Here is a 25,556-nt window from a genome sequence, read left to right as displayed (position 1 = left end):
GACCTGGAGTGCACTCCAGGTCGGAGGATGGAGGGCATGACTACGTACGCACCGGCCGAGGCCTCCGAGCGCACCGGTCTGAGCCTGGACACCTTGCGCTATTACGAACGCCTGGAACTGTTCGGTCCGGTCCACCGGGACACCGCCGGACGCCGTGTCTACAGCGACCATGACGTGGCGTGGGTCGGCCTCCTGGTGTGCCTGCGCAACGCCGGGCTGGGGATCAGCGACCTCCAGCAGTTCATGGGCCGCATGCGGGACCGCTCGAGCGGCCCGACCGGCTTGGTCGAGCTGCTCGAGGAGCACCGCTCCCGGCTGCGCGACGAGGTTGCGAAGATGAACCTCGCGCTCGGCGTACTGGACGACAAGATCGCCTACTACAGCGCCCAGGACGGTCAGTCGAAGAAGTAGGGATAAGGCACCGGCTCCGGTCGGCTGGCGGCGTCGAGCCGGTCCTGGTGCTCCGGGGCCAGGACGAAGTCCGCGGCGCCCAGCAGGTCGTCGAGGTACGCCGGCGTCCGCGGACCGATGATCGGTGCCGTCACGCCGGGCCGCTGCATCAGCCAGCGGACCGCGACCTGCGGCATCGTGTGCCCGGTCTCGGCCGCAACCGCCGTCAGTTCGTCGATGACCCGCCAGGTCCGTTCGTTCGCGTACCGATCCCAGTCGTGGGTGCCGGGCGTGGACACCTTGCTGCCCGCGGGCGGTGCGGTCATGCCGCGCCGGAACGCGCCGGACAGCCAGCCCGAACGCAGGGGAGACCAGGTGATGACGCCGAGACCCTCGTTCTGGCAGACCGGAAGCAGCTCCCACTCGGGTGAGCGGTCCAGCAGGGTGTAGAGCGGCTGAAGGCTGGCGAGCGGCTGCCATCCGTTCTGCGCGCACAGGTCGACGGCTTTCTGCAGCTGCCAGCCGCGGAAGTTGCTGACGCCGATGTAGCGGACCTTGCCGACCTGCACGAGGCTGTCCAGCGTCGACAAGGTCTCGCCGAGGGGAGTGCTGTCGTCCCAGCGGTGGAGCTGGTACAGGTCGATGTAGTCGGTTCCGAGCCGGCGCAGGCTTGCGTCGACCGCGTCGAGAACGTGCTTACGCGACAGGCCCTGATCGGTCGGGCCCGGGCCGGTGGGCCAGTAGACCTTCGTCGCGATGACGTAGTCCGCTCGCCGCTGCGCCTTCAGCCATCGTCCCAGCACCTCCTCGGACGCGCCCGCGCCGTACACGTCGGCGGTGTCGATGAACGTACCGCCGGCGTCGGTGAACGTCTCGAGGATCTTGCGGCTGTCCTGCTCGTCGGTCCGGTCGCCGAACATCATCGCGCCCAGGCAGAGCTCGCTGACCTTCAGGCCGGTCGTTCCCAGGTTCCTGTAGTCCATCTCCCCGACGCTAGGAGCTGGACCGCGCTCCAGCTCAAGACCTCTGCGTCGCAGAGGGGAAGACCGCGCCGGTGTACTTCTCGCCAGGGCCCTGACCGGGCTCGTCCGGGATGCTGCTGGCCTCGCGGAACGCGAGCTGGAGCGAGCGCAGGCCGTCGCGCAGCGGCGCGGCGTGGTGATGGCCGAGGGCCGGGGCGGAGGCGTCCAGCAGACCGGCCAGCGAGTCGATCAGCGAGCGGGCCTCGTCGAGGTCCTTGTGGTCCGGCAGGTCGGCGGCCAGGCCGAGGTTGACGGCGGCGGCGCTCATCAGGTGCAGCGCGGCGGTGGAGATGATCTCCACGGCGGGGACCTCGGCGATGTCGCGGGACGCGGTCGAGAGCGGGCCGGGCTGGGCGTCGGACTGGGCGTCCTGGTGGGGGCCAGGCTGTGAAGTGGCATCTGCGTCGGTCATGCTGCTACTCTTGCACGGCGACCGACCCGGTCTGTTGGTGACCCCTGAGCGGAATACCTCAGGTTCGCCAGCCGTTCGAGTCTAAGCGGAGGGCCACCTCCCACCCAGTCGATGAACAGTCGGCGGGTCCCGGTCAACAGTACGGCGTACCACCCGCCCGGGTCGGGACGTCGTACCGCTGGGAATTGGGCCTTCGTGTGATCGCACGAGGGCCTTCGTGTTTTCCAGGGGGCTCGCGGTGATCACGAGGTGGCATCCAGTACGAGTTCAACCCAGGAGGACCCATCACCACTGATTTGCGCGTCAACGAGCGCATCCGCGTTCCCGAGGTGCGGCTGGTCGGACCGAACGGTGAGCAGGTAGGCATCGTCCGGATCGAGGACGCACTGCGGCTGGCCCAGGAGGCCGACCTCGACCTGGTCGAGGTCGCGGCGACCGCACGGCCTCCGGTCTGCAAGTTGATGGATTTCGGCAAGTACAAGTACGAGACCGCGCAGAAGGCGCGCGAGTCCCGCCGGAACCAGACCAACACCATCATCAAAGAGATGAAGCTGCGGCCGAAGATCGACCCGCACGACTACGAGACCAAGAAGGGTCACGTGGTGCGGTTCCTGAAGGCCGGGGACAAGGTCAAGATCACCATCATGTTCCGCGGACGTGAGCAGTCCCGGCCGGAGCTCGGTTTCCGGCTGCTGCAGCGGCTCGCCGAGGACGTCAGCGAGCTCGGCTTCGTCGAGTCCTCGCCGCGTCAGGACGGCCGGAACATGATCATGGTGCTCGGACCGCACAAGAAGAAGTCCGAGGCGCGCGTGGACGTGGAAGCCGAGAAGGCGCAGCGGAAGGCCGAGCGCGAGGCCGAGGAGCAGGCGGAGCGCCAGGAGCGCGCCGAGCAGGCTCAGGCCCACGAGGCCCAGCGCGCCGCCGGTGTCACCAAGAAGCCGAAGGGTCCGGCCGACAACCTCGACCCGGAGTGACGTCACGCTCCGGCTCGTGACGGGCCGGAGCCGTCGCACCGAAGTTCGAGTCAACGAAGAAACAACCAGGAGCTGAACAGCCATGCCGAAGATGAAGACCCACTCGGGGATGAAGAAGCGGGTCCGGGTCACCGGGTCGGGCAAGATCCGTCGTGAGCAGACCGGTGTCCGCCACCTCGCCGAGGCGAAGACCTCGAAGCGCAAGCGCCGCCTGTCCGGCACCGTCGAGGTCGCCCCGGCGTACGTGAAGAAGGCCAAGAAGCTTCTCGGCATCTGAGCACCCCCACACCCCCCGAACATCCCCCGCCGAGTGGACTCCGTCCGGCTCCGGCGCAGAAATACAAGGAGTAACACCTCATGGCACGCGTGAAGCGGGCAGTCAACGCCCACAAGAAGCGCCGGGTCGTACTCGAGCAGGCCAGCGGCTACCGCGGTCAGCGCTCGCGGCTGTACCGCAAGGCCAAGGAGCAGGTCACCCACTCGCTCGTCTACGCCTACCGTGACCGCAAGGCGCGCAAGGGCGACTTCCGGAAGCTGTGGATCCAGCGCATCAACGCCGCGGTCCGCGCCGAGGACCTGACCTACAACCGCTTCATCCAGGGCCTGCGCCTGGCCGAGGTCGAGGTGGACCGCAAGATCCTCGCCGACCTGGCCGTCAACGACCCGGCCGCGTTCTCCGCGCTCGTGCAGGTGGCCAAGGCCGCCCTGCCGGCGGACGTGAACGCGCCGAAGACCGACGCGGCCTGAGCACCACCCGTAGCTGCGAAGTGGCGAGTCCCGGTCTGTTGACCGCGCAATCCGCGCGGATCAAGCAGGCTCGGCGGCTCGCCACTCGTTCGTTCCGGCGCAAGTCCGGACGCTTCCTGGTCGAGGGCCCGCAGGCTGTCCGGGAAGCGCTGGAACACCGCGAGCTCGTCGTCGAGGTCTACGCCGAGCCCGCCGTCGCCACCCGGCACCGCGATCTCCACGACCTCGCCGTGACCGCCGGGGTCCCGTGGTTCGAGGTCGATCGTGCCGCCGTCGAGGCGTTGAGCGAGACCGTCACCTCGCAGGGCGTCGTCGCCGTCTGCTCGCTGGTGACCGTCCCGCTGCCGGCCGGCTCCCTGCAACTCGTCGCCGCCGGCGTCCAGGTCCGCGACCCCGGCAATGTCGGCACGTTGATTCGTACGGCGGACGCTGCCGGCGCCGATGCCGTCGTACTGACGACCGAGTCCGTCGACCCGCACAACCCGAAGGCGGTCCGGGCCAGCGTCGGCAGCATCTTTCATGTGCCGATCAGCACGGACGTCGACCTCGTCGAGGCTGTCCGCACCTGGCGTGAACAGGGCCTGCAGGTGCTCGCCGCCGACGGGTACGGCGCGACCGATCTGGACACCTGCATCGACGACGGCACCCTGGCGAAACCCACCGTGTGGCTGTTCGGCAACGAGGCGCACGGTCTGCCAGACGGCATCAACGCACTCGTCGACCACTCGGTCAAGGTGCCGATCTACGGCCGCGCCGAGTCGCTGAACCTGGCCACCGCGGCCGCCATCTGTCTCTACGCGTCCGCCCGGGAGCAACGCCGATGATCTTCGCCCTGCCGGGACGGTTCTGGCGTGGCAACCTGCACACCCACTCGAACCGTTCCGACGGAGCGCTGACCCCGGCCGACACCGTCGACGTGTACCGCAGCGCCGGCTACGACTTCGTGTCGATCACCGACCACTTCCGCGCCGAGTACGGCTTCCCGATCAGCGACACCCGAGACCTCCGCACAGCCGGCTTCACCACGATCATCGGCGCCGAACTCCACGCCCCGCGCACCGAAGCAGGCCAGCAATGGCACATCGTCGCAGCCGGCCTCCCGCTGGACTTCGCGCCGCCGTCCGCCTCCGAAACCGGTCCTGAGCTGGCCCGCCGAGCCCGTGCCGCCGGCGCATTCGTCGGCCTGGCCCACCCGTCAGCCTCCCTCTTGACCGCGGCCGACGCCGAGAGCCTCGACGCGGCGCACTCCATCGAGATCTACAACGCGCTCTCCGACCGCGAGAACCGTGGCGACAGCTGGCACCTCGCCGACGTCCTGCTGAACCGCGGCCACCGGCTCACGACGTACGCCGCGGACGACGCCCACCTGCAGCCCCAGGACCCGCCACCGTGCCAGGCCTGGGTCCAGGTCCGCGCCGAATCCCTCGAGCCGGACGCTCTCCTGACCGCCCTCAAAGCCGGCCACTTCTACTCGAGCACCGGCCCCGAGCTGTACGACGTACGCATCGAAGGCGACACGATCACGGTGCAGTGCTCACCCGCGGCCAAGATCCTCCTGAGCGGAGGCCACCCTGGCGCCGAGTGGGCCGAGGGCACCGACCTCACCGAGGCCACGTTCCCCCTGAAGCTTTTCCGCGCGACCAACTGCCGCGTCACGGTCGAGGACGCGTCCGGCCGTCGAGCCTGGACGAACCCGATCTACCCGGTCAGCGTTTGACGCGCGCCTCGAGGCCGTCCAGGAGGGCGTCGAGGCCGAAGACGAAGTTCTGGGTGAGGCCGGCGTCGAGGCCTACGGCGGTGCGGCGGCGGACGGAGGCCTGCATCTCGGGGTAGTCGCCGGCGACGGCCTCGGCCTGTTCGACGATCTCGCTGACCCAGTTGTCCTCGGAGCGGCCGGACTTGCGGACCATCTCGCGGGTCGCGACCTCGGCGCTGACGGTGCCGAGGACGTACGACATGACGCTGCTCATCGCCAGGTCGATCTCGTGCTCGGTGAACCCGGCGGCGCCGAACAGCACCAGGCCGCGGGCGCCGAGGGACATCGCGTTCGGGCCGATGCTCGGGCGGGTGTACATCACCTCGGGCAGCCACGGGTGCCGCAGGACGGCGGATCGCAGGCTGTGCCCGAACAGCAGCGCGCCGGCCCGCCATCCGGCGAGCTCCGGCTCGGGTACGTCGATCTCGCCCCAGACCTCGTCGATCAGCAGGTCGACCAGGTCGTCCTTGGTCGGCACGTGCCAGTACAGGCTGGTCGCGCCGGCGTCGAGCTTCGCGGCCAGCTTGCGCATGCTCAGCCCGGCGACGCCGTCGGTGTCGAGGATCGTCATCGCGGCGGCCACGATCTGCTCCCGGCTGAGCGTCTCCCGGGCGGGGGAGGCTTTGCGCTCCCGGGTCCAGATCCACTCCTTCATGACACCCATCCTACAAAAGACTCGCACACCGTTCGAGTAAGTCGTACAGTGTGCGAGTGACTAGTACACCGTTCGAGTCCACCACCGAGGGGCACCCTCGTCGCTGGTGGATCCTGTTGATCCTGTGCTTGAGCCTGATGGTGCTGGTCGTCGACAACACCGTCCTGAACCTGGCGATCCCGTCGCTGATGCGCGACCTGGGCGCGACGCCCGCGGACATCCAGTGGGTGATCGACGCCTACATCCTGGCCTTCGCCGGGCTGCTGCTGACCGCCGGAAGCCTGTCGGACCGCTTCGGCCGGCGGAAGATGCTGCTGCTCGGGCTGGTGATCTTCGGCGTGGCGTCGCTGCTGGCGACCCTGGCCGAGAACCCGTGGCAACTGATCGCCTGCCGCGGCCTGATGGGCGTCGGCGGCTCGCTGCTGATGCCGAGCACGCTGTCGCTGCTGTTCACGGTGTTCCCGCCGGACGAGCAGCGCAAGGCGATGGCGGGCTGGTCGATGGTCGCGATGGTGGGCGTGGTGGCCGGCCCGACGGTCGGCGGCGTCCTGCTGAACCACTTCTGGTGGGGTTCGATCTTCTGGCTGAACGTGCCGATCGCGATCCTGGCGATCATCGGCACGCTGGCGCTGATCCCGGAGTCGAAGGGCCCGGCGCGCGCCGTCGACCCGGCGGGCGCGGTGCTGACGATCGTCGGGATGGCGTCGATCGTGTGGGCGATCGTGTCGATCCCGCTGCACGGCTGGGGATCCGCCCGGGTGCTCGGTGCGCTGACCGTCGGCGTCGTCGCACTGGCGGCGTTCGCCCTGTGGGAGAAGCGGAGCGCGCACCCGATGGTGCCGCTGGCGCTGTTCAAGGACCGGCGGTTCAGTGGGACGAGTCTGTCGATCGTGCTGCTGTCGTTCACCGCGGGCGGGTTGCTGCTGGCGCTGACGCAGTACCTGCAGTTCGCACTCGGGTACTCGCCGCTGAAGGCGGGGCTCGCGCTGATCCCGTACGCCGTGTCGGCCGCGCTGTTCAACGGGCTGGGCGCGACGCTCGGGAAGAAGATCGCGGACCGGACGCTGATCTCGCTGGGTCTGCTGATCATCGCGGGCAGCTTCGCGATCCTCACCCAGGTGTCCGACTCGACCGGATACGGGCTGCTGATCGTCGGCCTGCTGGTGATGGGCGTCGGAGGCGGCCTGGCCGGCCCGGCGGCGTACACGCTCTTGATGCAGGCCGTTCCGCCGGACCACCGCGGGGTCGGCTCGGCGATGAACGACACCGTCCAGCAGACAGGTGCCGCGCTGTCGGTCGCCGTGCTGGGCAGTGTGCTCGCCGCAGCGTACTCGTCGGCCCTGCCGGACTCGGTCCCGGAGGCGGCGCGCAAGTCCATCGCGGACACGCTCGCGCTCGGCCCGGACTTCCTCGCCGCCGCCAAGCACGCCTTCGTCGACGCCATGTCGATCGCGATGACGGTCGGCGCGATCGGCGCGGTCGCCGGCGCGGTCGTGGCGCTGGCCATCCTGCCGAAGGGCGAGAAGAAGGTGCAGGACGCCGTACAGCCGGTGGACGACCCGGTGCACTGACAGCATTTGCGGTATGACGCGACGGTGGCTGATCGACCCGCCGACCCGACTCCGGTTCTGGTCGGCGGGCCGTGACTGAGCAGGGCGCGGCGAACCTGGTGCTGATGTTGGTGTTCCTGCTACCGCCGATCGCGCTCGGGACCATGCTGGCCGGGCGGTCACGCGGAAACCGGCGGGTATTGAAGTGGGCACGCACGCTCGCGGTCGCGACGATCGTCCTGGCGTTCGCGTACGACCTGGCCGGGGCGGTCTTCCTGCTCCTGTCGGAGCCCCGGAACGGCTCGTGGATGACACCGCCCGGCGCAGCAGACGACCCGTACTTCTACCTCCCGATCGGCGTCGGCGCCTTCATCGCCGGCCTCGCCATCCTCATCGGCGTAACCCGAGCCCACCACCGCCTCGGCTGACGCCCCGTCTTGGGGAGGATTTTCGCCCCGAATCGGGAAGACATCCTCCCCAAGGCGGCTGTCCACAGGCGAGAAGTGGCGACGGCCGGGGTGGTGGGACGCGTGCATGTTCTTGGGCGTGGAGCAGCGGAGTGAGAGGTACGGGGCGTTCGCGGAGGTGCGTCTGCGGCAGGCGGGTGCGTTCACGCGGGCACAGGCGATCGAGCACGGAATCAGCGACAAGGTGTTGCTCGGACGGCGCCGAGCCCGGCAGTTGCAGCGGGTGCACACAGGCGTGTACGTCGACTTCACCGGACCGCTGCCCTGGAAGACCAGGCTGTGGGCGGCTTGGCTGTCGTGTGGGCCGGAGGCGGTGCTGACGGGGGTGACCGCGCTCCGTATGCACGGCGTTGCCGGGAGTTGGCGGGACGACAGGATTCACGTCGCGGTACTGCATTCGCGCCGGGTCGACCCGAAATCCGGGGTCGTGGTCACGCGCCACCGGCACTTGTCCGCGCTCGTGCAGACATCCCGCGAACCGCCGACCGTGCGGTTGGAGGTCGCGCTGTTGGTCGCGGCTGCCGTGGAACAGGATGTGTCGCGGCGGGCCGCTGTACTGTTCGATGCCTGCCGCCAGCGCCTGACGACGGCGGCCCGGTTGCTGGCGGAACTGGAGTCGCTGCCGGAACTGCCCGGCCGCAGGATTCTCCGGCGGATCTTGGGCGAGGCAGCCGAAGGCGTGCAATCGTTCCTCGAGCAGGCGTACCTTCGACGCGTCGAGCGCGCACATGGGTTGCCGCGGGCGCGACGACAGGTGCGCGCCGTCGACGGGGGCGCCGTCGTCTACCGGGACTCCGAGTATGCGCCGTACGGCGTGCTCGTCGAACTGGACGGTCAGGCGGGTCATGCGGGTCATGCGGATCCGGTCGGTCGCTGGCGGGACATGACCCGGGACAACGCGGCCGCTCACCTGCATGCCCGCTCACCACCTAGCCAGGTTGGGGAGGATCGCGTGCCGATGTGGGGGTGAAAACCTCCCCAGGGCGGAGGTGGGTGGGGTGGTTGTGGACGGCCGATTCACGGTCTTGGGGCTGGGGTTTCTAGACTGCAATCCGCAGACGTACCAACCCGAGAGCGAGCCATGTCCGGTCCCAACACTGATTACGACCCGGTCGAAGTGACGCCGCTGCACGCCGAAGAGGTGGAGCGGACCCGCGACGAGGCGCTGGCGGCGTTCACCGGGGCGGCCGATCTGGCCGCCCTGCAGGAGGCCAAGTCCACCCATCTCGGCGACAAGTCGCCGATCGTGCTGGCCAACCGGGAGATCGGCGCGCTGCCGCCGCAGGCCCGCAAGGAGGCCGGGCAGCGGATCGGCGCCGCCCGGAAGGCGATCAACGAGGGGTTCGCGTCCCGGCTCGCGGTGCTCGAGGCCGAGCACGAGGAGCGGATGCTGGACACCGAGCGCGTCGACGTGACGCTGCCCTGGCACACCCCGGAGCTCGGCGCGCGGCACCCGCTGTCGCTGATCTCCGAGCAGGTCGCGGACGTGTTCACCGCGCTCGGCTGGGACGTCGCCGAGGGTCCCGAGGTCGAGGCCGAGTGGCTGAACTTCGACGCGCTGAACTTCCAGCCCGACCACCCGGCGCGACAGATGCAGGACACCTTCTTCGTCGAGCCGGCCGGCTCCGGCAAGGTGCTGCGGACGCACACGTCGCCGGTGCAGGCGCGGTCGATGCTGACCCGCAAGCCGCCGATCTACGTGATCTGCCCGGGCCGGGTGTTCCGCACCGACGAGCTGGACGCGACGCACACGCCGGTCTTCTACCAGGTCGAGGGCCTGGTGGTGGACGAAGGGATCACGCTCGCGCACCTCAAGGGCACGCTCGACCACTTCGTCGTCTCGATGTTCGGCGAGGGCCTGGAGGCCCGCCTGCGGCCGAACTTCTTCCCGTTCACCGAGCCGTCGGCCGAGGTGGACCTGAAGTGCTTCGTCTGCCGCGGCGCGTCCGTCGGCAACCCGGACCGCCCGTGCCGGACCTGCGGCAGCGAGGGCTGGATCGAGTGGGGCGGCTGCGGCGTGGTGAACCCGCGGGTCCTGCAGGCCTGCGGCATCGACACCGATCGGTACTCCGGTTTCGCCTTCGGCATGGGCCTGGAGCGGACGCTGATGTTCCGCAACGGCGTCGAGGACATGCGGGACATGGTCGAGGGTGACGTGCGGTTCAGCCGCCAGTTCGGGATGGAGATCTGATGCGGGTCCCACTGTCATGGCTTCGTGAGTACGTCGACCTGCCGGGTGACGTCACCGGCCGCCAGGTCGCGGAGCAGCTGATCCGGGCCGGTCTCGAGGTGGAGACGGTCGAGGAGTCCGACCTGACCGGTCCGCTCGTGGTCGGCAAGGTGCTGACGTACGAGAACGAGCCGCAGAAGAACGGCAAGACCATCCGCTGGTGCTCGCTCGACATCGGCAAGGACGAGCCGCAGTGGGTCGTCTGCGGTGCGCACAACTTCGAGGTCGGCGACCTCGTGGTGGTCGTGCTGCCGGGTGCGGTGCTGCCCGGCGGGTTCGCGATCGCGGCGCGCAAGACGTACGGCCACGTGTCCAACGGCATGATCTGCTCCAGCGCCGAGCTCGGTCTCGGCGACGACGGCACGCACGGCATCGTCGTGCTGGAGCCGGGCGAGGCCACCCCGGGCGACGACGCGATCGAGCTGCTGGCGCTGCGCGACGACGTGCTCGACATCGCGGTGACACCCGACCGCGGGTACTGCCTGTCGATCCGGGGCGTCGCGCGCGAGGCCGCCACGGCGTACGGCGTGCCGCTGAAGGACCCGGCCGGCCTGCCGCTGAACGGGTCCGGCGAGGGCGGGTATCCGGTGCGGGTGGACGACGCCGAGGCGTGCAGCGTGTTCGTCACGCGGACGGTGACCGGGATCGACGCCAAGTCGCTGTCGCCGCGGTGGATGCAGAAGCGGCTGCTCGCCGCCGGGATGCGGCCGATCTCGATCGGCGTCGACGTCACGAACTACGTGATGCTCGAGCTGGGCCAGCCGATCCACGGCTACGACAAGGCGCGGCTGTCCGGCGAGATCGTCGTCCGCCGGGCGAACGCCGGCGAGAAGCTGATGACGCTGGACGACCAGACGCGCGAGCTGGACGCCGAGGACCTGCTGATCACCGACGACTCCGGCCCGATCGGCATCGCCGGGGTGATGGGCGGCGCGTCGACCGAGATCTCCGAGGCCACCACGGACGTGGTGATCGAGGCCGCGCACTTCGACCCGATCGTGATCGCGCGGGCGTCGCGGCGGCACAAGCTGTCGTCGGAGGCGTCGCGCCGGTTCGAGCGCGAGGTCGACCCGAACCTGCCGCGGTACGCCGCGCAGCGCGTCGCCGACCTGCTGGCCGAGTACGCCGGCGGCACGATCCTCGCCGAGGAGACCGTCGTCGACACCCACCCGCAGCCGTCGCCGGTCACGCTCCGCGCGGACCACGCGGCCCGCGTGGCAGGCGCCCCGATCACCCTCGAGGAAACGGTCCGGCATCTGGAGTCCGTGGGCTGCACGATCGAGGTTGCCGCGGCGGACGCGGTCGCCGCTGCGTTGGCTGCCGGTGCGCACGCTCCCGCGCTGGCCGAGGCCGGCACCACCACCGTCGCCTCCACCCGGATCGAGGGGGACGACCTGCTGACGGTGACGCCGCCTTCGTGGCGGCCTGACCTTCGGGACCCCAACGACTTCGCCGAGGAAGTCATCCGGCTGTTCGGCTACGACAACGTGCCGTCGATCCTGCCGCCCGCGCCGGGTGGGCAGGGGCTGACCGTGTCCCAGAAGCGCCGGCGGAAGGTCGCGACCGCGCTCGTCGGTGCGGGCCTGACCGAGGTCGTCTCGTACCCGTTCACGGGTGCGGCCGACTTCGACGCGATGGGCATCCCGGCCGACGACTCCCGCCGTACGACGGTCAAGCTGGTCAACCCGCTGTCCGACGAAGAGCCGTCGATGCAGACCACGCTGCTCGCGACACTGCTCCGGACCGCCGAGCGCAACGTCGGCCGCGGCGCGAGCGACCTGGCGATCTTCCAGACCGGCCTGGTCTTCCACCCGAAGCCGGAGACGAAGCCCGCGCCGCTTCCGTCGGTCGAGCACCGGCCGAGCGATGCCGAGGTCCAGTCGCTGTACGACGCGCTCCCGGACCAGCCGCTGCACGTCGGCGTGGTGCTGACCGGTGCGCTGACCCCGACCGGTTGGTGGGGCAAGGGCCGCCCGGCCGGCTGGGCCGACGCCGTACAGATCGCGCGGCTGATCGCGGCCGCGGTCGGTGTCGAGCCGGTCGTGAAGAACGCCGAGCTCGCGCCGTGGCACCCGGGCCGGTGTGCGGAGTTGTCGGTCGACGGGAAGGTCGTCGGGCACGCGGGCGAGCTGCACCCGAAGGTCTGCCAGGCGTTCGGCCTGCCGGCCCGGTCGAGTGCGGCCGAGCTGGACCTCGAGGCGCTGATCGCGGCCGGTCCGGAGTCGATCACCGCGCACCCGTTCTCGTCGTACCCGGTGGCCAAGGAGGACGTCGCGCTGATCGTCCCGGCCGAGGTCGCGGCGGCGGACGTGCAGGTGGCGCTGGCCGAGGGTGCGGGCGAGCTGCTGGAGTCGGTGCGGCTGTTCGACGTGTACACCGGTGAGCAGATCGGGGCGGGCAAGAAGTCGCTGGCGTTCGCGCTGCGGTTCCGGGCGCCGGACCGGACGCTCAAGGAGAACGAGGTCGCCGACGCCCGGCAGGCCGCGGTCCAGGTCACGGTCGACCGGTTCGGCGCCGTTCAGCGGGTCGGCTGACGGTCATGAGGGGTGGTCACCCGCGGGTGGCGGTCGCGGCGGCGAATGCGGCGGCCGCCGACGCCGGTGTGCGGGTGGCCGCGGAAGGCGGCAACGCGGTGGACGCCGCGATCGCCGCCACGCTCGTCACGATGGTGAACGAGGTCGGCATCGTGTCGCCGGCCTCGGGCGGGTTCGTCACGCTGCAGGTCGCCGGCGGCGACCCGGTCACCATCGACGGCTGGGTGGAGATGCCCGGCCGCGGCCTGTCGGCCGACCGTTTCGGCCGCAGCGTCTGGGACATCACCACCGACTACGGCGGCGGTACGACGACCACCGTCGGCCACGGCTCCGTCGCCACGCCCGGCGGGATGAAAGCGCTCGACCTGGCGCATCGCCGCTCTGGGAAGGCGCCGTGGCACGAGGTCGTCCAGCCCGCGATCGACATCGCCCGGAACGGTTTCCCGCTCAGCCGCACGTCGGGCTACTACCTGGGCTTCACCCACGAGATCATCTTCGGCTGGCACCAGCCGAGCCACGGTGTCGTGCACGACGGTGAGGGCGAGGTGATCAAGGCCGGCAGCACGGTCGTGATCCCGGAGCTCGCCGAGGCGCTCGAGCTGATCGCCCGCGACGGCGCCGAGACGATGTACACCGGTGAGCTGGCCCGGATGCTGATCCGGGACATGGCCGCCAACGACGGCATCCTGACCGCCGAGGACCTGGCCGCGTACGAGGCCGTCGTCCGCCCGGCGCTCGTCGTCGAGCAGAACGGCTGGCGCCTCGCGACCAACCCGCCGCCCGCGGTCGGGGGAGTCGCCGCGGCGGCGATGCTCGCGTTGCTCGACGGCGTACCGGCCGACGGCAGTTGGAGTCACTCCGAGCTGGAGCGGCTGGTCGACGTCCAGCACGCGGTCCTCGGGCGCCGGCTGGCCGAGCTCGACAGGGAGGACGTCCGCAAGCTGGAGGGCCAGAAGCTGCTCGACCTCGCAGCTGCCGGCGACCTCCGTGCGCTGACCTCGCCGAGCACGGCGACCGTGTCGGTGGTCGACGACCAGGGCGACGCGTGTGCGATCACGGTCTCGTCCGGCTACGGCTCCGGTGTCCTCACGCCCGGCACCGGCATCTGGCTGAACAACGCCCTCGGCGAGCAGGAGCTCCTGCACGGCGGACCGCACAGCCTGGCTCCGGGCACCCGCCTCACCTCGAACATGGCCCCGAGCGTCGCCCGCCGCGACCGCGACGGCGCCGTGCTGGCGATCAGCTCGCCCGGCTCGGACCGGATCCCGACCGCGCTCGCGCAGGTCTACGCGCTGCACACCCATGGCGGCCTGCCGCTGCGGGAGGCCGTCGAGCATCCGCGGCTGCACGTCCGCGTCCGCGAGGACGTGGTCGTCGACTACGAGGACGACCTGCCGGTGTCCGGGACGACGGCGCTGCGGTCCCGGCCGATGCCGCCGCACTCGATGTACTTCGGCGGCGTCGCGGCCGCGTTCTGGGATCCGGCCGACGGTCTGCTCGCGGTCGGCGACCCGCGCCGTACCGGAGCCGTGGCGATCTCACCCTGACCGGTAAGGTCAGCCCACAGACAGATCCGAAAGGCAGCCGATGCGGGACACCCACCCCGAGCTCTCCGTCGTCGTACCGATGTACGACGAGGAAGAGGTGCTGCCGATCTTCTTCGAGCGGATGCACCCGCTGCTCGACGGCCTGGGCATCAGCTACGAGCTGCTGGTGGTCGACGACGGCAGCCGGGACCGGACCGCGGCGCTGCTGCTGGAGGCCGCCAAGGACTGGCCGCAGCTCCGAGTGGTCCGCCTGCTCCGCAACAGCGGTCACCAGGCCGCGCAGTCGGCCGGCTTCCGCCGCGCCCGCGGGCGGTACGTGGTCACGATCGACGCGGATCTCCAGGACCCGCCGGAGGTCATCGCAGAGTTCCTGCAGGCCGTCCGCGAGCACGACGTCGACGTCGTGTACGGAGTGCGCTCGGACCGCTCGAGCGATTCCTGGGCGAAGCGTACGTCGGCCCGGCTGTACTACCGGCTGATGTGTCGTCTGGTCGGCAAGGACATCCCGTTCGACGCGGCCGACTTCCGGCTGGTGACCCGGCGCGTGGTGGACGCGGTGAACGCGCTGCCCGACGACGGCCGGGTGTTCCGGCTGGTGATCCCGTGGCTCGGCTTCCCGAGCACCGAGGTCAGGTACGTCCGGGCGGAGCGGGCCGCGGGCTCCACGAAGTACAGCGTCTCCAAGATGGTGCGGCTCGCGTTCGACAGTGTGACCGCGTTCTCGGCGGCCCCGCTGCGGCTGGCGACCTGGCTGGGGCTGCTCGGCGGCGCGATGTCCGGGCTGTTCGTCGTCGGCGCGCTCGTGATCAAGCTGACCGGCCGGAGCATCCCCGGCTGGACATCGACGGTGCTCGCGGTCAGCGTGATCGGCGCGATCCAGCTGCTCTGCCTCGGTCTCCTGGGCGAGTACGTCGCCCGCCTGTTCCAGTCGAGCCAACGCAGACCGCAGTTCCTCGTCGGCTACGACAGCCTCGAGGACCACGGGCACCAGGAGCCCGTCCACGAGAGCACGCCCACCAACAGATGAAGCGGTCCCTCCCGTGGCTGCTGCCGATCCTGGTGGCAGCCGGTGGGTTCGCGTCGCTCGGCGACGTCGGCGCCGGTCCGCTGGTCAAGTACGTCGTGTACTTCGCCGGGGCGATCGCGCTCCCCGGGACGCTGCTGCTGCGGGCTGTGTGGCGCAGTACGGGCAACTGGGCGGAGGATCTCGGACTCGGATCGGTCGTCGGCGCGACGTGGCAGCTGATCGGCTGGGCGCTCTTCACCGCGGCCGGCCTGCAGGACTGGCTGATCGTGTGGCCGGCGCTCGTCCTGATCGGTTTCGCTGTCGCGGGGCGGCAGCACTTCCGGATCGCCGAGCCCAGCCCGCTGCCGATCGCGTGGACCGTCGGGCTGGCGGTGTCCGCGGCAGTGATGCTCGGCGCGGCGACGTTCGGCGTGATGGCGTACCACCCGATGCCGCCGCACGGCGAGGCGTACTACCCGGACCTCCTGTATCACCTGTCGATGGTGCACGAGCTGACCCGCGCAGTGCCGCCGGAGGTTCCCCAGGTCGTCGGCGAGCGGCTCGACTACCACTGGTTCGCGAATGCCGACATGGCCGCGGCCGTCGACGTCACGCGGCTCACTCCGCTGATCGTGCTGTTCCGTCTCTGGGTCCTGCCGTGGCTGGTCGTTTCGCTGCTCGTCTGCGCGACACTCGCCCGGATCGTCAGCCGCACCTGGTGGACCGGCGTGCTCGCCGCGCTCGCGCTGGCCGCGCCGCAGCTGTTCCTGCTCGTCGACACGAGTGTGAACCTCGCACCACCGGTCAGCCTGCTCAGCCCGTCGCAGACCTTCGGCATGGTCGCGGCCGTCACCACGGCCGTCTTCCTCATCGAGCTCCTGTTCAAGAACGGCAGCCACCGGCTCTGGCTACTCATCGTGCCGATCGCCGTGGTCGGCGGCGGCTCCAAGCCGACCGTGCTGCCGTTGCTGGTCGCGGCAGTCGCTCTCGCTGCGCTCTACACCCTGGTGACAACCCGGCGGCTTCCGTGGCGTCTGATCGGTACGGCGGCGGTGCTGCTGGTGGTAGGCGCGGTGACGTTCCTGACCGTCGCAGGAAGCACCAGCGGCTCGCGGTTGCAGTTTCTGGCCGTACTGAAGTCGCTGCCCGTCTACACCGCGGCCACTGGTGACAGGACGCAGCCTGGTGCCGGTGGACCGATCCTGCCGGCGCTCGTGCACGGTGAGGTGATCGGGACGCTCAGTCTGTTGCTGGGGCTACTGCTGACTCTGCAGGCGATGTCCTGGGCCGGGTTCGGCGTGGTCGGACGCAGGGATCCGGTCGCGTGGTTCCTGCTCGGTGCGATGGTCGCGGGCTGGGCAGGCTACCTGCTCGTCGATCATCCGTCGGTGAGCGAGTCGTACTTCGTCTACACCGCCGCCCCGTTCAGCCTGGCCGGAGCGGGGTGGTTCGCCGCGATCAGTGCGCGAGCCTCCGGCCGTCCGGTGCCGATCGCGGTGGCCGCCTTCGTGCTCTCGGTCGGGTACGCCGGTCTGCTGGTCTGGGCCCGTGGTGTTCCGGCTGCCTCGACCGGACGCCAGTTGTGGCTCAGCACGCGGATGCTGCTGGTCGTTCTCGCCATCACGCTGTTCCTGTTGCTCGTGTGGCGGCTGACGCTGCGACAAGCAGGCGGCGGCATGTTCGTCGTCCTCGTGCTGCTCTCGACCGCTCCGATCAGCTCGTTCGTGCAGAGCGCGATCCGGGGCGACACCGAGAAGGCGCCGACGTACCGGGCCGCGCGGTGGTGGGTGTACCCGGACGAGGCCGAGGCGGCGCTGTGGCTCGGGCAGAACTCCGCCCCCACCGATGTGGTGGCGACGAACACCTGGTGCCGTCCGGCGGGTTCAACCGCGCCAGGCTGCGACGCCCGCGGCTATCTCGTCAGCGGTATCGCCGGCCGCCGCACACTGATCGAGGGCTGGGCGTACACGAACCAGGCGATGGCCCGGCAGGGCGCCGGCGGCCGCCGCTACACCGAGCAGCCGTCGCCGTGGCCCGACCGCGTTGCCCTCACGAACCAGGCCCTGACCGCACCGACCGCCGAGGTGCTGCACAGGATGCGCGACGAGTACGGCGTCCGCTGGCTGTATGCCGACTTGCGCAACGCAGCGGTGTCGCCGGCGCTCGACCAGCTCGCCGTCCGCCGACACAGCATCGGGAAGGTCCGAATCTACGACCTCGGAGAGTGATTTGCCCGTAACATAGAGTCTGCGTGGACCGTTACGTCTACGCAGGCCCGCCCGCCACGCGGCCGCAGCAATGCACCTGATTGCTCGGAAGGGCGGGACTGATGCGGGCAACCCGACCGGGGGCCATTCTCGTTGCCACCGGCCTGTTGAGCCTCGGCACTCTGACAGCGACCGCTTACGAAGTGCCGACCACTGCGTTCACCGAGGCGACCACGGTGATGCCGGGCTCCGGACTGCGGCAGACGATCACCGTGAGCGGGCAGACCGAGCTCGGCGATCCGACGACCGCCGGATTCCGCGGCATCGGTCCGGCCACCTACCAGCCGGCGATCGGGACGAGCACTCCGGCGCAGGACGTGGTGGTGAACACGGGCGACTGTGCGTCCATCGGCGGCTGCGGCGAGCGCGGTACCTTGACGATCGCGTTCTCCCAGCCGGTGCGGAACCCGGTCCTGCACCTCGGCGGCCTCGGCGGATCGGTCACGCGGACCGTGAGCGGCCGGACGACCGCGCAGTCCGAGCTGCATGCGGTCCTGAAGCTCAGCACGGCGGGCCTCAGCCTCACGAAGCTCGGCCAGGGCAACAACCTGGCGGTCACCAGCGACACGATCACCGCCGCCGACCACGACTCCGGTCCGAACTGCGTCAACACCAAGTCCCCGTCCGGCCTCGACACGTCCGCGACTGCCGCCTGCGGATCGGTCCGCGTGAACGGGGTCGTCACCAAGGTCAGCTTCGACGTGACAGCGCTGTTCACCAAGCACCCGAAGCTTCCCGCGGTGAACAACGGCTCGTCGGGCGACGCGTTCTCGGTCGTCGCGTCGGCTCCCGAGGACTTCGGCGACGCACCGGCGTCGTACGGCGCCGCGTGGTCCGCGCTGAGCGACGTACACCTCGGGAAGGACGTCACCGAGGACAACGCCGGCGTCGCGAACGGCACGACCGGCCCGGCGACACCGGATCAGGCCGACGACGGTGTGGCCTTCAAGCCGCTCCGGACCAGCCGAACGACGTACACGACCGACCTGCAGCTCGCGGGTACGTCGAAGGCCGGGCGGGCGTGTGCGTGGATCGACGTCAACGTCAACGGGACGTTCGAGCCGGGTGAGCGTGCGTGCGCCGCCTTCGCCGCCGGGCAGACCACGGTGACGCTGCGCTGGGCCGAGCTCGCGCCGAAGGCCGGAGCGTCGTACGCGCGGGTGCGCGTCGGGTACACCGATGCGCAGGTCGAGAAGCCGACCGGCGCGGCCGATGCCGGCGAGGTCGAGGACTACCCGTTCGCGATCACGCCGCCGCCACCGCCGATCCTGACCGACGACACCGCGACGACCGCCTTCAACACGGCAGTCGTCGTCAAGGTGCTCGCCAACGACAAGCCGGGTGATCCGGGTGTGCCGTTGGCGCCCGGGACGCTCTGCCTCGTCGACGGCAGCAAGTGCGTGCAGATGGTGAACGTCGTCGGCCAGGCCAAGTACGTCGCCATGCCCGACGGCACTGTCCGCGTCGAGCCGGTGCCCGGCTTCGTCGGACCGGCCAAGCCGGTCACCTACAGCGTTGCCGACAGCAACGGTACGGCGGCCACCGCGAAGCTGACCGTCACCGTCTCGCTGCCGGACCGCCCGGTCGCGCTTCCCGACACCGCGACGACTCCGCAGAACGTCAGCCTGTCCGTCAAGCCGCTCGCCAACGACCGCGCCGCCGCGGGTGTGCAGCTCGTGCCCGGTTCCGTCGTACTGCGTGATCCGGCCGACGCGACGTTCAAGAAGAAGGTCGTGATCGCGGGCGAGGGCGAGTACGTCGTGAAGCCCGGCGGTGGTGTGGACTTCGTCCCGAAGCCGCAGTTCACCGGCGTCGGTACGTCGATCGGCTACCGCGTCACCGACACCACCCGCCAGACGGCGGAGTCGACGCTGACCATCACGGTCACGCCGGTGACGCCGACCGCGAACGGCGACTCGGTGTGGACCGCGTTCGACACGGACCTCGACGTACCCGTGCTGGACAACGACCTGCCCGGTTCGCCGGACGCACCGCTCGTGCCGGCCACGCTCCGGTTGGTGGATCCGGCCAGCGAGCAGCTCGTCGACCAGGTGACGATCGCCCAGCAGGGGACCTACCTGATTGCGGCCGGCAGCGTGGCGTTCCAGCCCCTGCACGGCTTCACCGGCGTCGGCACGCCCGTGACCTACCAGGTGCTCGACAAGAACGGTACGGCTGCGCGCGCCGAGCTGACCGTCTCCGTCGCTGCGCCCGGCCCGCCCGTCGCGAACCCGGACAAAATCACTACGCTGCAGGGCCGGTCTGTCGCGGCCGCCGTGCTTGCCAACGACAAGCCGGGGCCGACGGGCGCGGCGCTGAAACCGGGTAGCGTACGGCTGCTGACACCGACGCAGCCGGTGCTGTCGCTCGTCATCGCTGGCCAGGGCAAGTACTCGGTGCGGGCCGACGGCCGCGTGCTGTTCGAGCCGTTGCCGACGTTCAGCGGTACTGCGACCGCGGTCGGGTACCAGGTCGCCGACAGCAACAATGCGATCGGCAGGTCGACGCTGACCGCCCGGGTGACCAAGGTCGTCCCGGACGCGTCCGACGACACCGCAGGTACGGCGTACGACACCAACGTGACGGTGCCCGTGCTCGCGAACGACACGGCCGGTGACCTGTCGGTGCCGCTCGTGCCGACCTCCGTGCGGCTGATCGATCCGGCCACGAAGCTGCCGACCGCGACGGTGGTGATCCCCGGCCAGGCGACCTACCGCGTGACGGTGGACGGGACGGTCGACGTCGATCCGCTGCCGAAGTTCACCGGCGCCGCGACGCCGGTCACCTACCGCGTCTCGGACGTGAACGGTACGACGGCCACGGCGACGCTGACCGTCACGGTCGCGAAACCGCCCGCGCCGAGCGCTGCACCCGATACCGCGACCACGAAGCAAAACGTCACGGCTCGCGTCGCGCCGCTCGCCAACGACCTCGCCGGACAGGGGACCGCGCTCGATCCGCGCAGCCTCGCGCTCGTCGATCCAGCCGACGGTTCGCTGAAGAAGATCGTCAAGATCCCTGGGCAGGCCGACTACCAGGTCACCCCGGACGGCGCGGTCACCGTCGATCCGCTGCCCGGCTTCCGGGGCGTGGCGAGTCCGGTCGGCTATCGGGTCGCCGACCTGTTCGGTCAGACCGCGCGGTCCACGATCACGGTCACGATCACGCCGATCACGCCGGTCGCGACGGATGACGCCGCGCGGACGCCGTACGACAAGAGCGTCACGGTGAAGGTGCTCGCGAACGACAAGGCCGGCGACGCGACGGCGCCGTTGGTCCCGGGCAGTCTGCTGCTCGTCGATCCGGCCGACGGTGCACTGAAGACGACGGTGCGGATACCCAACGAGGGCGCGTACTCGGCCGCCGGGGGACTGGTCCGCTTCGATCCCGGCGCCACGTTCCGCGGTCCCGGTACGCCGGTGACGTACCAGGTGGCGGACGCCAACGGGACCAGGGCGACCGCGCGGTTGACCGTCACCGTCGGTCGGCCGCCGGTCGCGGTCGCCGACAACGCATCGACGCTCCAGAACGTGACCGTGACGGTGAACGTGCTGTCGAACGACCAGCCGGGCACCGACGCGACGCTTGATCGCGGTTCGGTCGAGCTGAACGGATCCGCGAAGACGCTGACGGTCGCCGGCCAGGGCACCTACACCGTGCAGTCGACTGGCTCGGTCGAGTTCGACCCGCTGCCGGGCTTCCGGGGCAAGGCGAATCCGGTCAGTTACCGGGTCGCCGACTCGGACGGCAATCACGCGACCTCGACGTTGAGCATGACGGTGACGCCGGTCAGCCCGGTCGCGGTCAACGACTCGGCGATCACGCCGTACGGGCACGCGATCACGGTCAACGTGCCGGCGAACGACAAGCCCGGTGACGTGTCGGCGCCGCTGAAGCCGGCGAGCGTGGTGGTGAAAGACGCGGCCGGACAGTTCGGCAAGACGATGATCCGGGCCGGCGAAGGTACGTATGCGGTCGCTGCGTACGGCGCGGTGACCTTCACGCCGGTCAAGGGGTTCCAGGGCGTGACGACGCCGACGACGTACCGGATCGCCGACGCCAACGGCACGACCGCGGAAGGTCTGCTGCTGCTGACGGTCGGCCAGGGACCGACGGCCGTGGCGGATGCTCTTGTCGTCAAGCAGAACGTGACGATCACCGTCGATCCACTCGCGAACGACGAGCCGGGCACGGGTGCCGAGCTCGATGCGAAGTCGGTCCAGGTGTTCGGCGGGACCTGGGGGCAGCGGGTGACGATCCCCGGGCAAGGCGTGTTCGCCGTGCAGACCGGGAAGATCACGTTCGACCCGGAACCGGCGTACCGCGGGGTCGTGTCGGTCGCCTATCGGGTCCGCGACACGACCGGGAACACGGCGAGCGCGTCCGTCACGGTCACAGTCACGCCGGTCGTCCCCGTGATCAAGGACGACGCTGCGGCCACGCCGTACGAGACCGCGATCGCCGTCGACGTGCTGGCCAACGACAAGCCGGGCGACGCGAGTGCGCCGCTCGTCGCGGGTGGCGTGCGGTTGATCGATCCGGTGACCGGGAGCCCGTTGGCGGCGCTGGCCGTGCCGGGGGAGGGCACGTTCACAGTTCAGCCTTCCGGGGCGATCCGGTTCGCGCCGGCGGACGGGTTCGCCGGCGCGGCGGTCCCGGTCGGGTATCAGGTGGCCGACCGCAACGGCACGGTCGGATCCGGTGCGTTGACGATCACGGTGCAGGCGCGCCCGGTCGCCGTACCGGACGAGGCCCGGACCAAGCAGCACGTCGCGGTGACGGTCGACCCGCTCGCCAACGACAAGCCCGGGCCGGACGCGACCCTCGATCCGGCGTCGGTGCTGCTGGTCGGGCCGGGCGGTGCGCTGGTCGACCACCTCACGATCCGCGGGCAAGGTGCGTACGTCGTTGCCGGCGGCAAGGTCACGTTCACGCCGGAGTCTGCGTTCACAGGCACCGCGCGACCGGCGGCGTACGACGTGAAGGACAGCAATCGCAACTCGGCGCGGTCCACCGTCACCGTCACTGTGCTGCCGGTGCGACCGGTCGTCGCCGACGACAGTGCGAAGACGGCGTTCGGTACGGCGGTCGCCGTAAACGTGCTCGCCAACGACAAGCCCGGTGACCCGTCCGCACCGCTCCGCCCGGGATCGGTCGTCCTGCGGGATCCGGCCGACGGTCGCGAGAAGAAGACCGTGACCGTGCCGCACGAGGGCACCTTCGTCGTCGGCGCGGACGCCGTCACATACACCCCGGCGCAGGGCTTCGCCGGTACGACGGCCGCATTGGTCTACCGAGTCACGGATGCGAACGGCACGTCGGGCACTGCACTCATCGACGTCACGGTTGCCGGCCCCCTGCTCGCCAAGGCGGCCCCTGACACGGCCACCGGTACGCCGGGCAACCCGGTCGCGGTGAACCCGCTGCTCAACGACAGCGGCACCATCCGGCCGAGCTCGGTCTGTCTCCGCACCGCGACCGGCAGTTGCGCGAAGAACGTCACCGACCGCGCGGGCACCTGGTCGGTCGGGACCGACGGCACGGTCACCCTCAAGCCGGTGGCCGCCTTCACCGGCACCGCGAAGGTCACCTACGAGCGGACCGATGAGACCGGCGCGACGCTCGCCGCGCCGGTCAGGCTCACCGTCGGCGCCGAGCCCGCCGAGGACCTCCGCACCGTCAACCGCGCCGAGCTCCCATCGACCGGCGGACCGCCGCCCATCATCCTCACGCTCGGCGCCCTGCTCACCGCGCTGGGCGCGACTCTCGCGCTGCTGTCACGCACCCGCAGGTGAACCGCCAGGCCATCACAATCGCGCCGCCGGCGGCCGTCGCCGCGTGTCCGTGCCCCGCGCCGGCGATTGTGACGGCCTACAGATCCAGGACGAGCATGATCTCGTCGCGGTAGTCGTCGGGGGCGACGCGGACGGCACGCGGGTGGCGGCCGACGACGCGGTAACCGAGTGGGCCGTAGAACCTCTCCAGGCCGAGGCCGTCGCGGATCGTCAGCTGCAGCTGCTCGAGACCGAGGTCGACGGCGGACCCGCGCAGCCCCTCCATCAGCACCCGGCCCGCACCGGTGCCCTGGCTGCCGGGGTGCACCATGACGCGCAGCACCGTGCGCCAGTGTGCCTGCAGCTCGCTGCCGCGGCTGACCAGCATGCCCATCCCGACGTACCGCTCGCCGTCATGGAGGACGCCGAGCAGGTCCAGGCCGGCCGCAACCCGCCCGAGTGCGCCGTCGAGGTTCTCCGCGATCTTCCCGACCGGAGCCGGCGCGGTGTACCCGACCGCGCCGCCCGCGTTCGTCGCCGCGACCCACGTGTCCAGCAGATCTGCCCGCAAGCCCGGCTCGAGCGCATCGTCCGGGGTCGCCACCAGGTACTTCACCGCACCTCCATCTGCGACTGAGTTGCAGATAGTCTACGGCGCGGTCACTTCACCTGATGCAGCTTGTCCGGGTTCCGAATCAGGTACAGGTCGCTGATCAGGCCGTCGCTGACCTCCAGGAACGCGACCGTGTCCGGCTCGTCGCCGTCATAGGCGATGTAGGCGACCTCGCCGTTCAGCGTGCCCATCCGGATCTCGAACCCCGGGTTGTCCGCGATCACCGCGAACAGCCAGCGGGCGATCTTCTCCGCGCCCTGGATCGGCCGCAGCGCGGCGCGCTTCTTGCCGCCGCCGTCGCTGATCAGGACCGCGTCCGGTGCGAGCAGCGCGACCACCTGGTCGAAGTCGCCCGACCCGGCGGCCTGCATGAACCGCATCGTCAGCTCGTCGTGGCTCGCCTTGTCGACGTGGTGCCGCGGCTGCCGCGCGTGCACATGGCTGCGGGCCCGGTGAGCGAGCTGCCGGACGGCGGCTTCCGAGCGGCCGAGCGTGTCCGCGATCTCGTCGTACGGCAGGTCGAAGACCTCGCGCAGCACGAACGTGGCGCGCTCGAGCGGCGAGAGCGTCTCGAGGACGACGAGCATCGCCATGCTGACCGAGTCCGCGAGCTCGGCCGCGGCCGCCGGGTCGTCCTCGTCGGTCGCCAGCGGCTCGGGCAGCCACGGGCCGACGTACTGCTCGCGGCGCGCCTTCTGCTCGCGCAGCCGGTTCAGCGCGAGCCGGGTGGTGATCCGGATCAGGTACGCTCGCACGTCGCGGATGTCGTCGTGCTCGATCGCAGACCAGCGCAGCCACGCCTCCTGGACCACGTCCTCGGCGTCGGACACGCTGCCGACGACCCGGTACGCCGCGCCGACCAGCACCGCCCGGTGCTCGGCGAACTCGCGGGCGAGTTGGTCGTCGGTCATCGGACCGGCCGCAGTTCGCAGAACTCCTTGAAGCCCTGGCTGGTGAGTCCGAGGGCGGAGTTGATCCGGGAGCGGTAGTTCTCCAGCGCGACGATCGCGGTCAGCTCGACCAGCTGCTCCTCGCTCAGGTCCCGCCGCAGCCGCTCGACCTGCTCGTCGGTGACTTCCGGTGGAGTGGCCGTCATCGCCTCGGTGTAGTCCATCACCGCGCGCTCCAGATCCGTGTAGACGTCGCTGTCGCGCCACCTTGGCACATTGTGCAGCTTCGCCGGGTCGACACCCTGGTGGTGGAACTCCCAGTAGCCGAAGTCCATGCACCAGCTGCAGCCGATCCGCGCCGACGCCACCATCACCGCAAGCGCCTTCAGCTCCGGGGCGAGCGCCTTCCAGCGCGCCGCCGTACCTTCCAGCAGCGCCGTCGACAGCAACACCGGCCGGTTGTGCAACGCCACCTTCACCGGATCCGGCACCTTCCGGAACTTCCGCCGGCTGCCCCACTCCACCAGCCGCACCACCAGACCCCGCCGATGCACCATCCCAACCCGAGCCATCCCAACCTCCGAAAGTCGTCGTCACCCGGGGGACACGCGCCGCCCCGCGTGCTGTGACATGACCTGGCTCACATCTGGGCGCATGGAGTTCAGCGTGGCAGGGTATGAGCGGTGGCGCGCGAGTGGATCAACTCGACCCGAGCCTGTTGG

Annotated in this window: 21 protein-coding genes; 15 read left to right on the top strand and 6 right to left on the bottom strand. The window is 70.4% G+C overall.

Annotated elements, in window-relative coordinates; translation table 11 throughout:
* Positions 1–36 precede the first annotated feature (36 nt).
* Complete coding sequence (locus AB0L64_RS32895; protein ID WP_355699031.1) at positions 37–411, top strand: MerR family transcriptional regulator; 375 nt, start codon at positions 37–39, stop codon at positions 409–411.
* Here AB0L64_RS32895 and AB0L64_RS32890 read toward each other — a convergent pair.
* Positions 396–1,373 carry an aldo/keto reductase gene (locus AB0L64_RS32890; RefSeq protein WP_363716531.1) on the bottom strand — a complete coding sequence of 326 codons (978 nt, stop codon included), beginning with the start codon at positions 1,371–1,373 and terminating at the stop codon, positions 396–398. The two genes, AB0L64_RS32895 and AB0L64_RS32890, sit on opposite strands and share 16 nt — an antisense overlap.
* A 34-nt stretch (positions 1,374–1,407) precedes the next feature.
* The gene (locus AB0L64_RS32885) at positions 1,408–1,824 is read right to left on the bottom strand and encodes a DUF1844 domain-containing protein (RefSeq protein WP_363716529.1); all 417 of its coding nucleotides are present in this window, start codon (positions 1,822–1,824) and stop codon (positions 1,408–1,410) included.
* Between the two features lie 296 nt (positions 1,825–2,120).
* Between AB0L64_RS32885 and infC the strand changes: the two genes are divergently transcribed.
* The 5 genes from infC (at position 2,121) to AB0L64_RS32860 (ending at position 5,262) form a co-directional block, all read left to right on the top strand.
* Positions 2,121–2,798, top strand: coding sequence for a translation initiation factor IF-3 (gene infC, locus AB0L64_RS32880; protein ID WP_355475946.1), 678 nt, complete (start codon positions 2,121–2,123; stop codon positions 2,796–2,798).
* Positions 2,799–2,880: 82 nt separating this feature from the next.
* Positions 2,881–3,075, top strand: a complete 195-nt coding sequence (gene rpmI, locus AB0L64_RS32875; RefSeq protein ID WP_184842517.1) for a 50S ribosomal protein L35 — start codon at positions 2,881–2,883, stop codon at positions 3,073–3,075.
* Between the two features lie 80 nt (positions 3,076–3,155).
* Positions 3,156–3,545: a 50S ribosomal protein L20 gene (rplT, locus tag AB0L64_RS32870; RefSeq protein ID WP_131296281.1), complete on the top strand. Its 390-nt coding sequence runs from the start codon at positions 3,156–3,158 to the stop codon at positions 3,543–3,545.
* A gap of 20 nt (positions 3,546–3,565) precedes the next feature.
* Complete coding sequence (locus AB0L64_RS32865) at positions 3,566–4,369, top strand: RNA methyltransferase (protein ID WP_363716526.1); 804 nt, start codon at positions 3,566–3,568, stop codon at positions 4,367–4,369.
* A complete protein-coding gene (locus AB0L64_RS32860; protein ID WP_363716525.1) occupies positions 4,366–5,262 on the top strand; it encodes a CehA/McbA family metallohydrolase in 897 nt (298 codons plus the stop codon). Before AB0L64_RS32865 ends, AB0L64_RS32860 begins: the two co-directional genes overlap by 4 nt.
* Here the strand turns inward: AB0L64_RS32860 and AB0L64_RS32855 are convergent.
* Positions 5,252–5,956: a TetR/AcrR family transcriptional regulator gene (locus AB0L64_RS32855; protein ID WP_363716523.1), complete on the bottom strand. Its 705-nt coding sequence runs from the start codon at positions 5,954–5,956 to the stop codon at positions 5,252–5,254. The two genes, AB0L64_RS32860 and AB0L64_RS32855, sit on opposite strands and share 11 nt — an antisense overlap.
* A gap of 56 nt (positions 5,957–6,012) precedes the next feature.
* Here AB0L64_RS32855 and AB0L64_RS32850 point away from each other — a divergent pair, with 56 nt between their 5' ends.
* From AB0L64_RS32850 to AB0L64_RS32810, 9 genes are all read left to right on the top strand, one after another.
* Positions 6,013–7,527, top strand: a complete 1,515-nt coding sequence (locus AB0L64_RS32850) for an MFS transporter (RefSeq protein WP_363716521.1) — start codon at positions 6,013–6,015, stop codon at positions 7,525–7,527.
* A gap of 71 nt (positions 7,528–7,598) precedes the next feature.
* Positions 7,599–7,934 (top strand): hypothetical protein, encoded by a 336-nt coding sequence (locus tag AB0L64_RS32845; RefSeq protein WP_363716519.1) that lies wholly within the window; start codon positions 7,599–7,601, stop codon positions 7,932–7,934.
* A 118-nt stretch (positions 7,935–8,052) separates the two neighbouring features.
* Positions 8,053–8,943: a hypothetical protein gene (locus tag AB0L64_RS32840; RefSeq protein WP_363716517.1), complete on the top strand. Its 891-nt coding sequence runs from the start codon at positions 8,053–8,055 to the stop codon at positions 8,941–8,943.
* 111 nt (positions 8,944–9,054) lie between these two features.
* Positions 9,055–10,164: a phenylalanine--tRNA ligase subunit alpha gene (gene pheS / locus AB0L64_RS32835; RefSeq protein WP_363716515.1), complete on the top strand. Its 1,110-nt coding sequence runs from the start codon at positions 9,055–9,057 to the stop codon at positions 10,162–10,164.
* Positions 10,164–12,737: a phenylalanine--tRNA ligase subunit beta gene (gene pheT, locus AB0L64_RS32830; protein ID WP_363716513.1), complete on the top strand. Its 2,574-nt coding sequence runs from the start codon at positions 10,164–10,166 to the stop codon at positions 12,735–12,737. Before pheS ends, pheT begins: the two co-directional genes overlap by 1 nt.
* A 5-nt stretch (positions 12,738–12,742) precedes the next feature.
* Positions 12,743–14,284 (top strand): gamma-glutamyltransferase, encoded by a 1,542-nt coding sequence (locus AB0L64_RS32825; RefSeq protein WP_363716511.1) that lies wholly within the window; start codon positions 12,743–12,745, stop codon positions 14,282–14,284.
* A gap of 40 nt (positions 14,285–14,324) precedes the next feature.
* Positions 14,325–15,311 (top strand): glycosyltransferase family 2 protein, encoded by a 987-nt coding sequence (locus AB0L64_RS32820; RefSeq protein ID WP_363716509.1) that lies wholly within the window; start codon positions 14,325–14,327, stop codon positions 15,309–15,311.
* Positions 15,308–17,518: a hypothetical protein gene (locus AB0L64_RS32815; protein WP_363716507.1), complete on the top strand. Its 2,211-nt coding sequence runs from the start codon at positions 15,308–15,310 to the stop codon at positions 17,516–17,518. Before AB0L64_RS32820 ends, AB0L64_RS32815 begins: the two co-directional genes overlap by 4 nt.
* A gap of 182 nt (positions 17,519–17,700) precedes the next feature.
* Positions 17,701–23,352: an Ig-like domain-containing protein gene (locus AB0L64_RS32810; RefSeq protein ID WP_363716505.1), complete on the top strand. Its 5,652-nt coding sequence runs from the start codon at positions 17,701–17,703 to the stop codon at positions 23,350–23,352.
* Positions 23,353–23,428: 76 nt separating this feature from the next.
* Here the strand turns inward: AB0L64_RS32810 and AB0L64_RS32805 are convergent, their stop codons facing one another.
* From AB0L64_RS32805 to AB0L64_RS32795, 3 genes are read right to left on the bottom strand one after another with little or no spacing between them, the layout of a single operon-like run.
* A complete protein-coding gene (locus tag AB0L64_RS32805) occupies positions 23,429–23,947 on the bottom strand; it encodes a GNAT family N-acetyltransferase (RefSeq protein ID WP_363716503.1) in 519 nt (172 codons plus the stop codon).
* A gap of 44 nt (positions 23,948–23,991) precedes the next feature.
* Positions 23,992–24,855: an RNA polymerase sigma-70 factor gene (locus tag AB0L64_RS32800; protein WP_363716501.1), complete on the bottom strand. Its 864-nt coding sequence runs from the start codon at positions 24,853–24,855 to the stop codon at positions 23,992–23,994.
* Positions 24,852–25,406, bottom strand: a complete 555-nt coding sequence (locus tag AB0L64_RS32795) for a carboxymuconolactone decarboxylase family protein (RefSeq protein ID WP_363716499.1) — start codon at positions 25,404–25,406, stop codon at positions 24,852–24,854. The genes AB0L64_RS32800 and AB0L64_RS32795 overlap by 4 nt, the downstream gene beginning before the upstream one ends.
* Positions 25,407–25,556: the final 150 nt, after the last annotated feature.

This window comes from Kribbella sp. NPDC051936, assembly GCF_040680955.1.
Classification (GTDB): domain Bacteria; phylum Actinomycetota; class Actinomycetes; order Propionibacteriales; family Kribbellaceae; genus Kribbella.
This window is presented reverse-complemented; position numbering and strand designations above follow the sequence as displayed.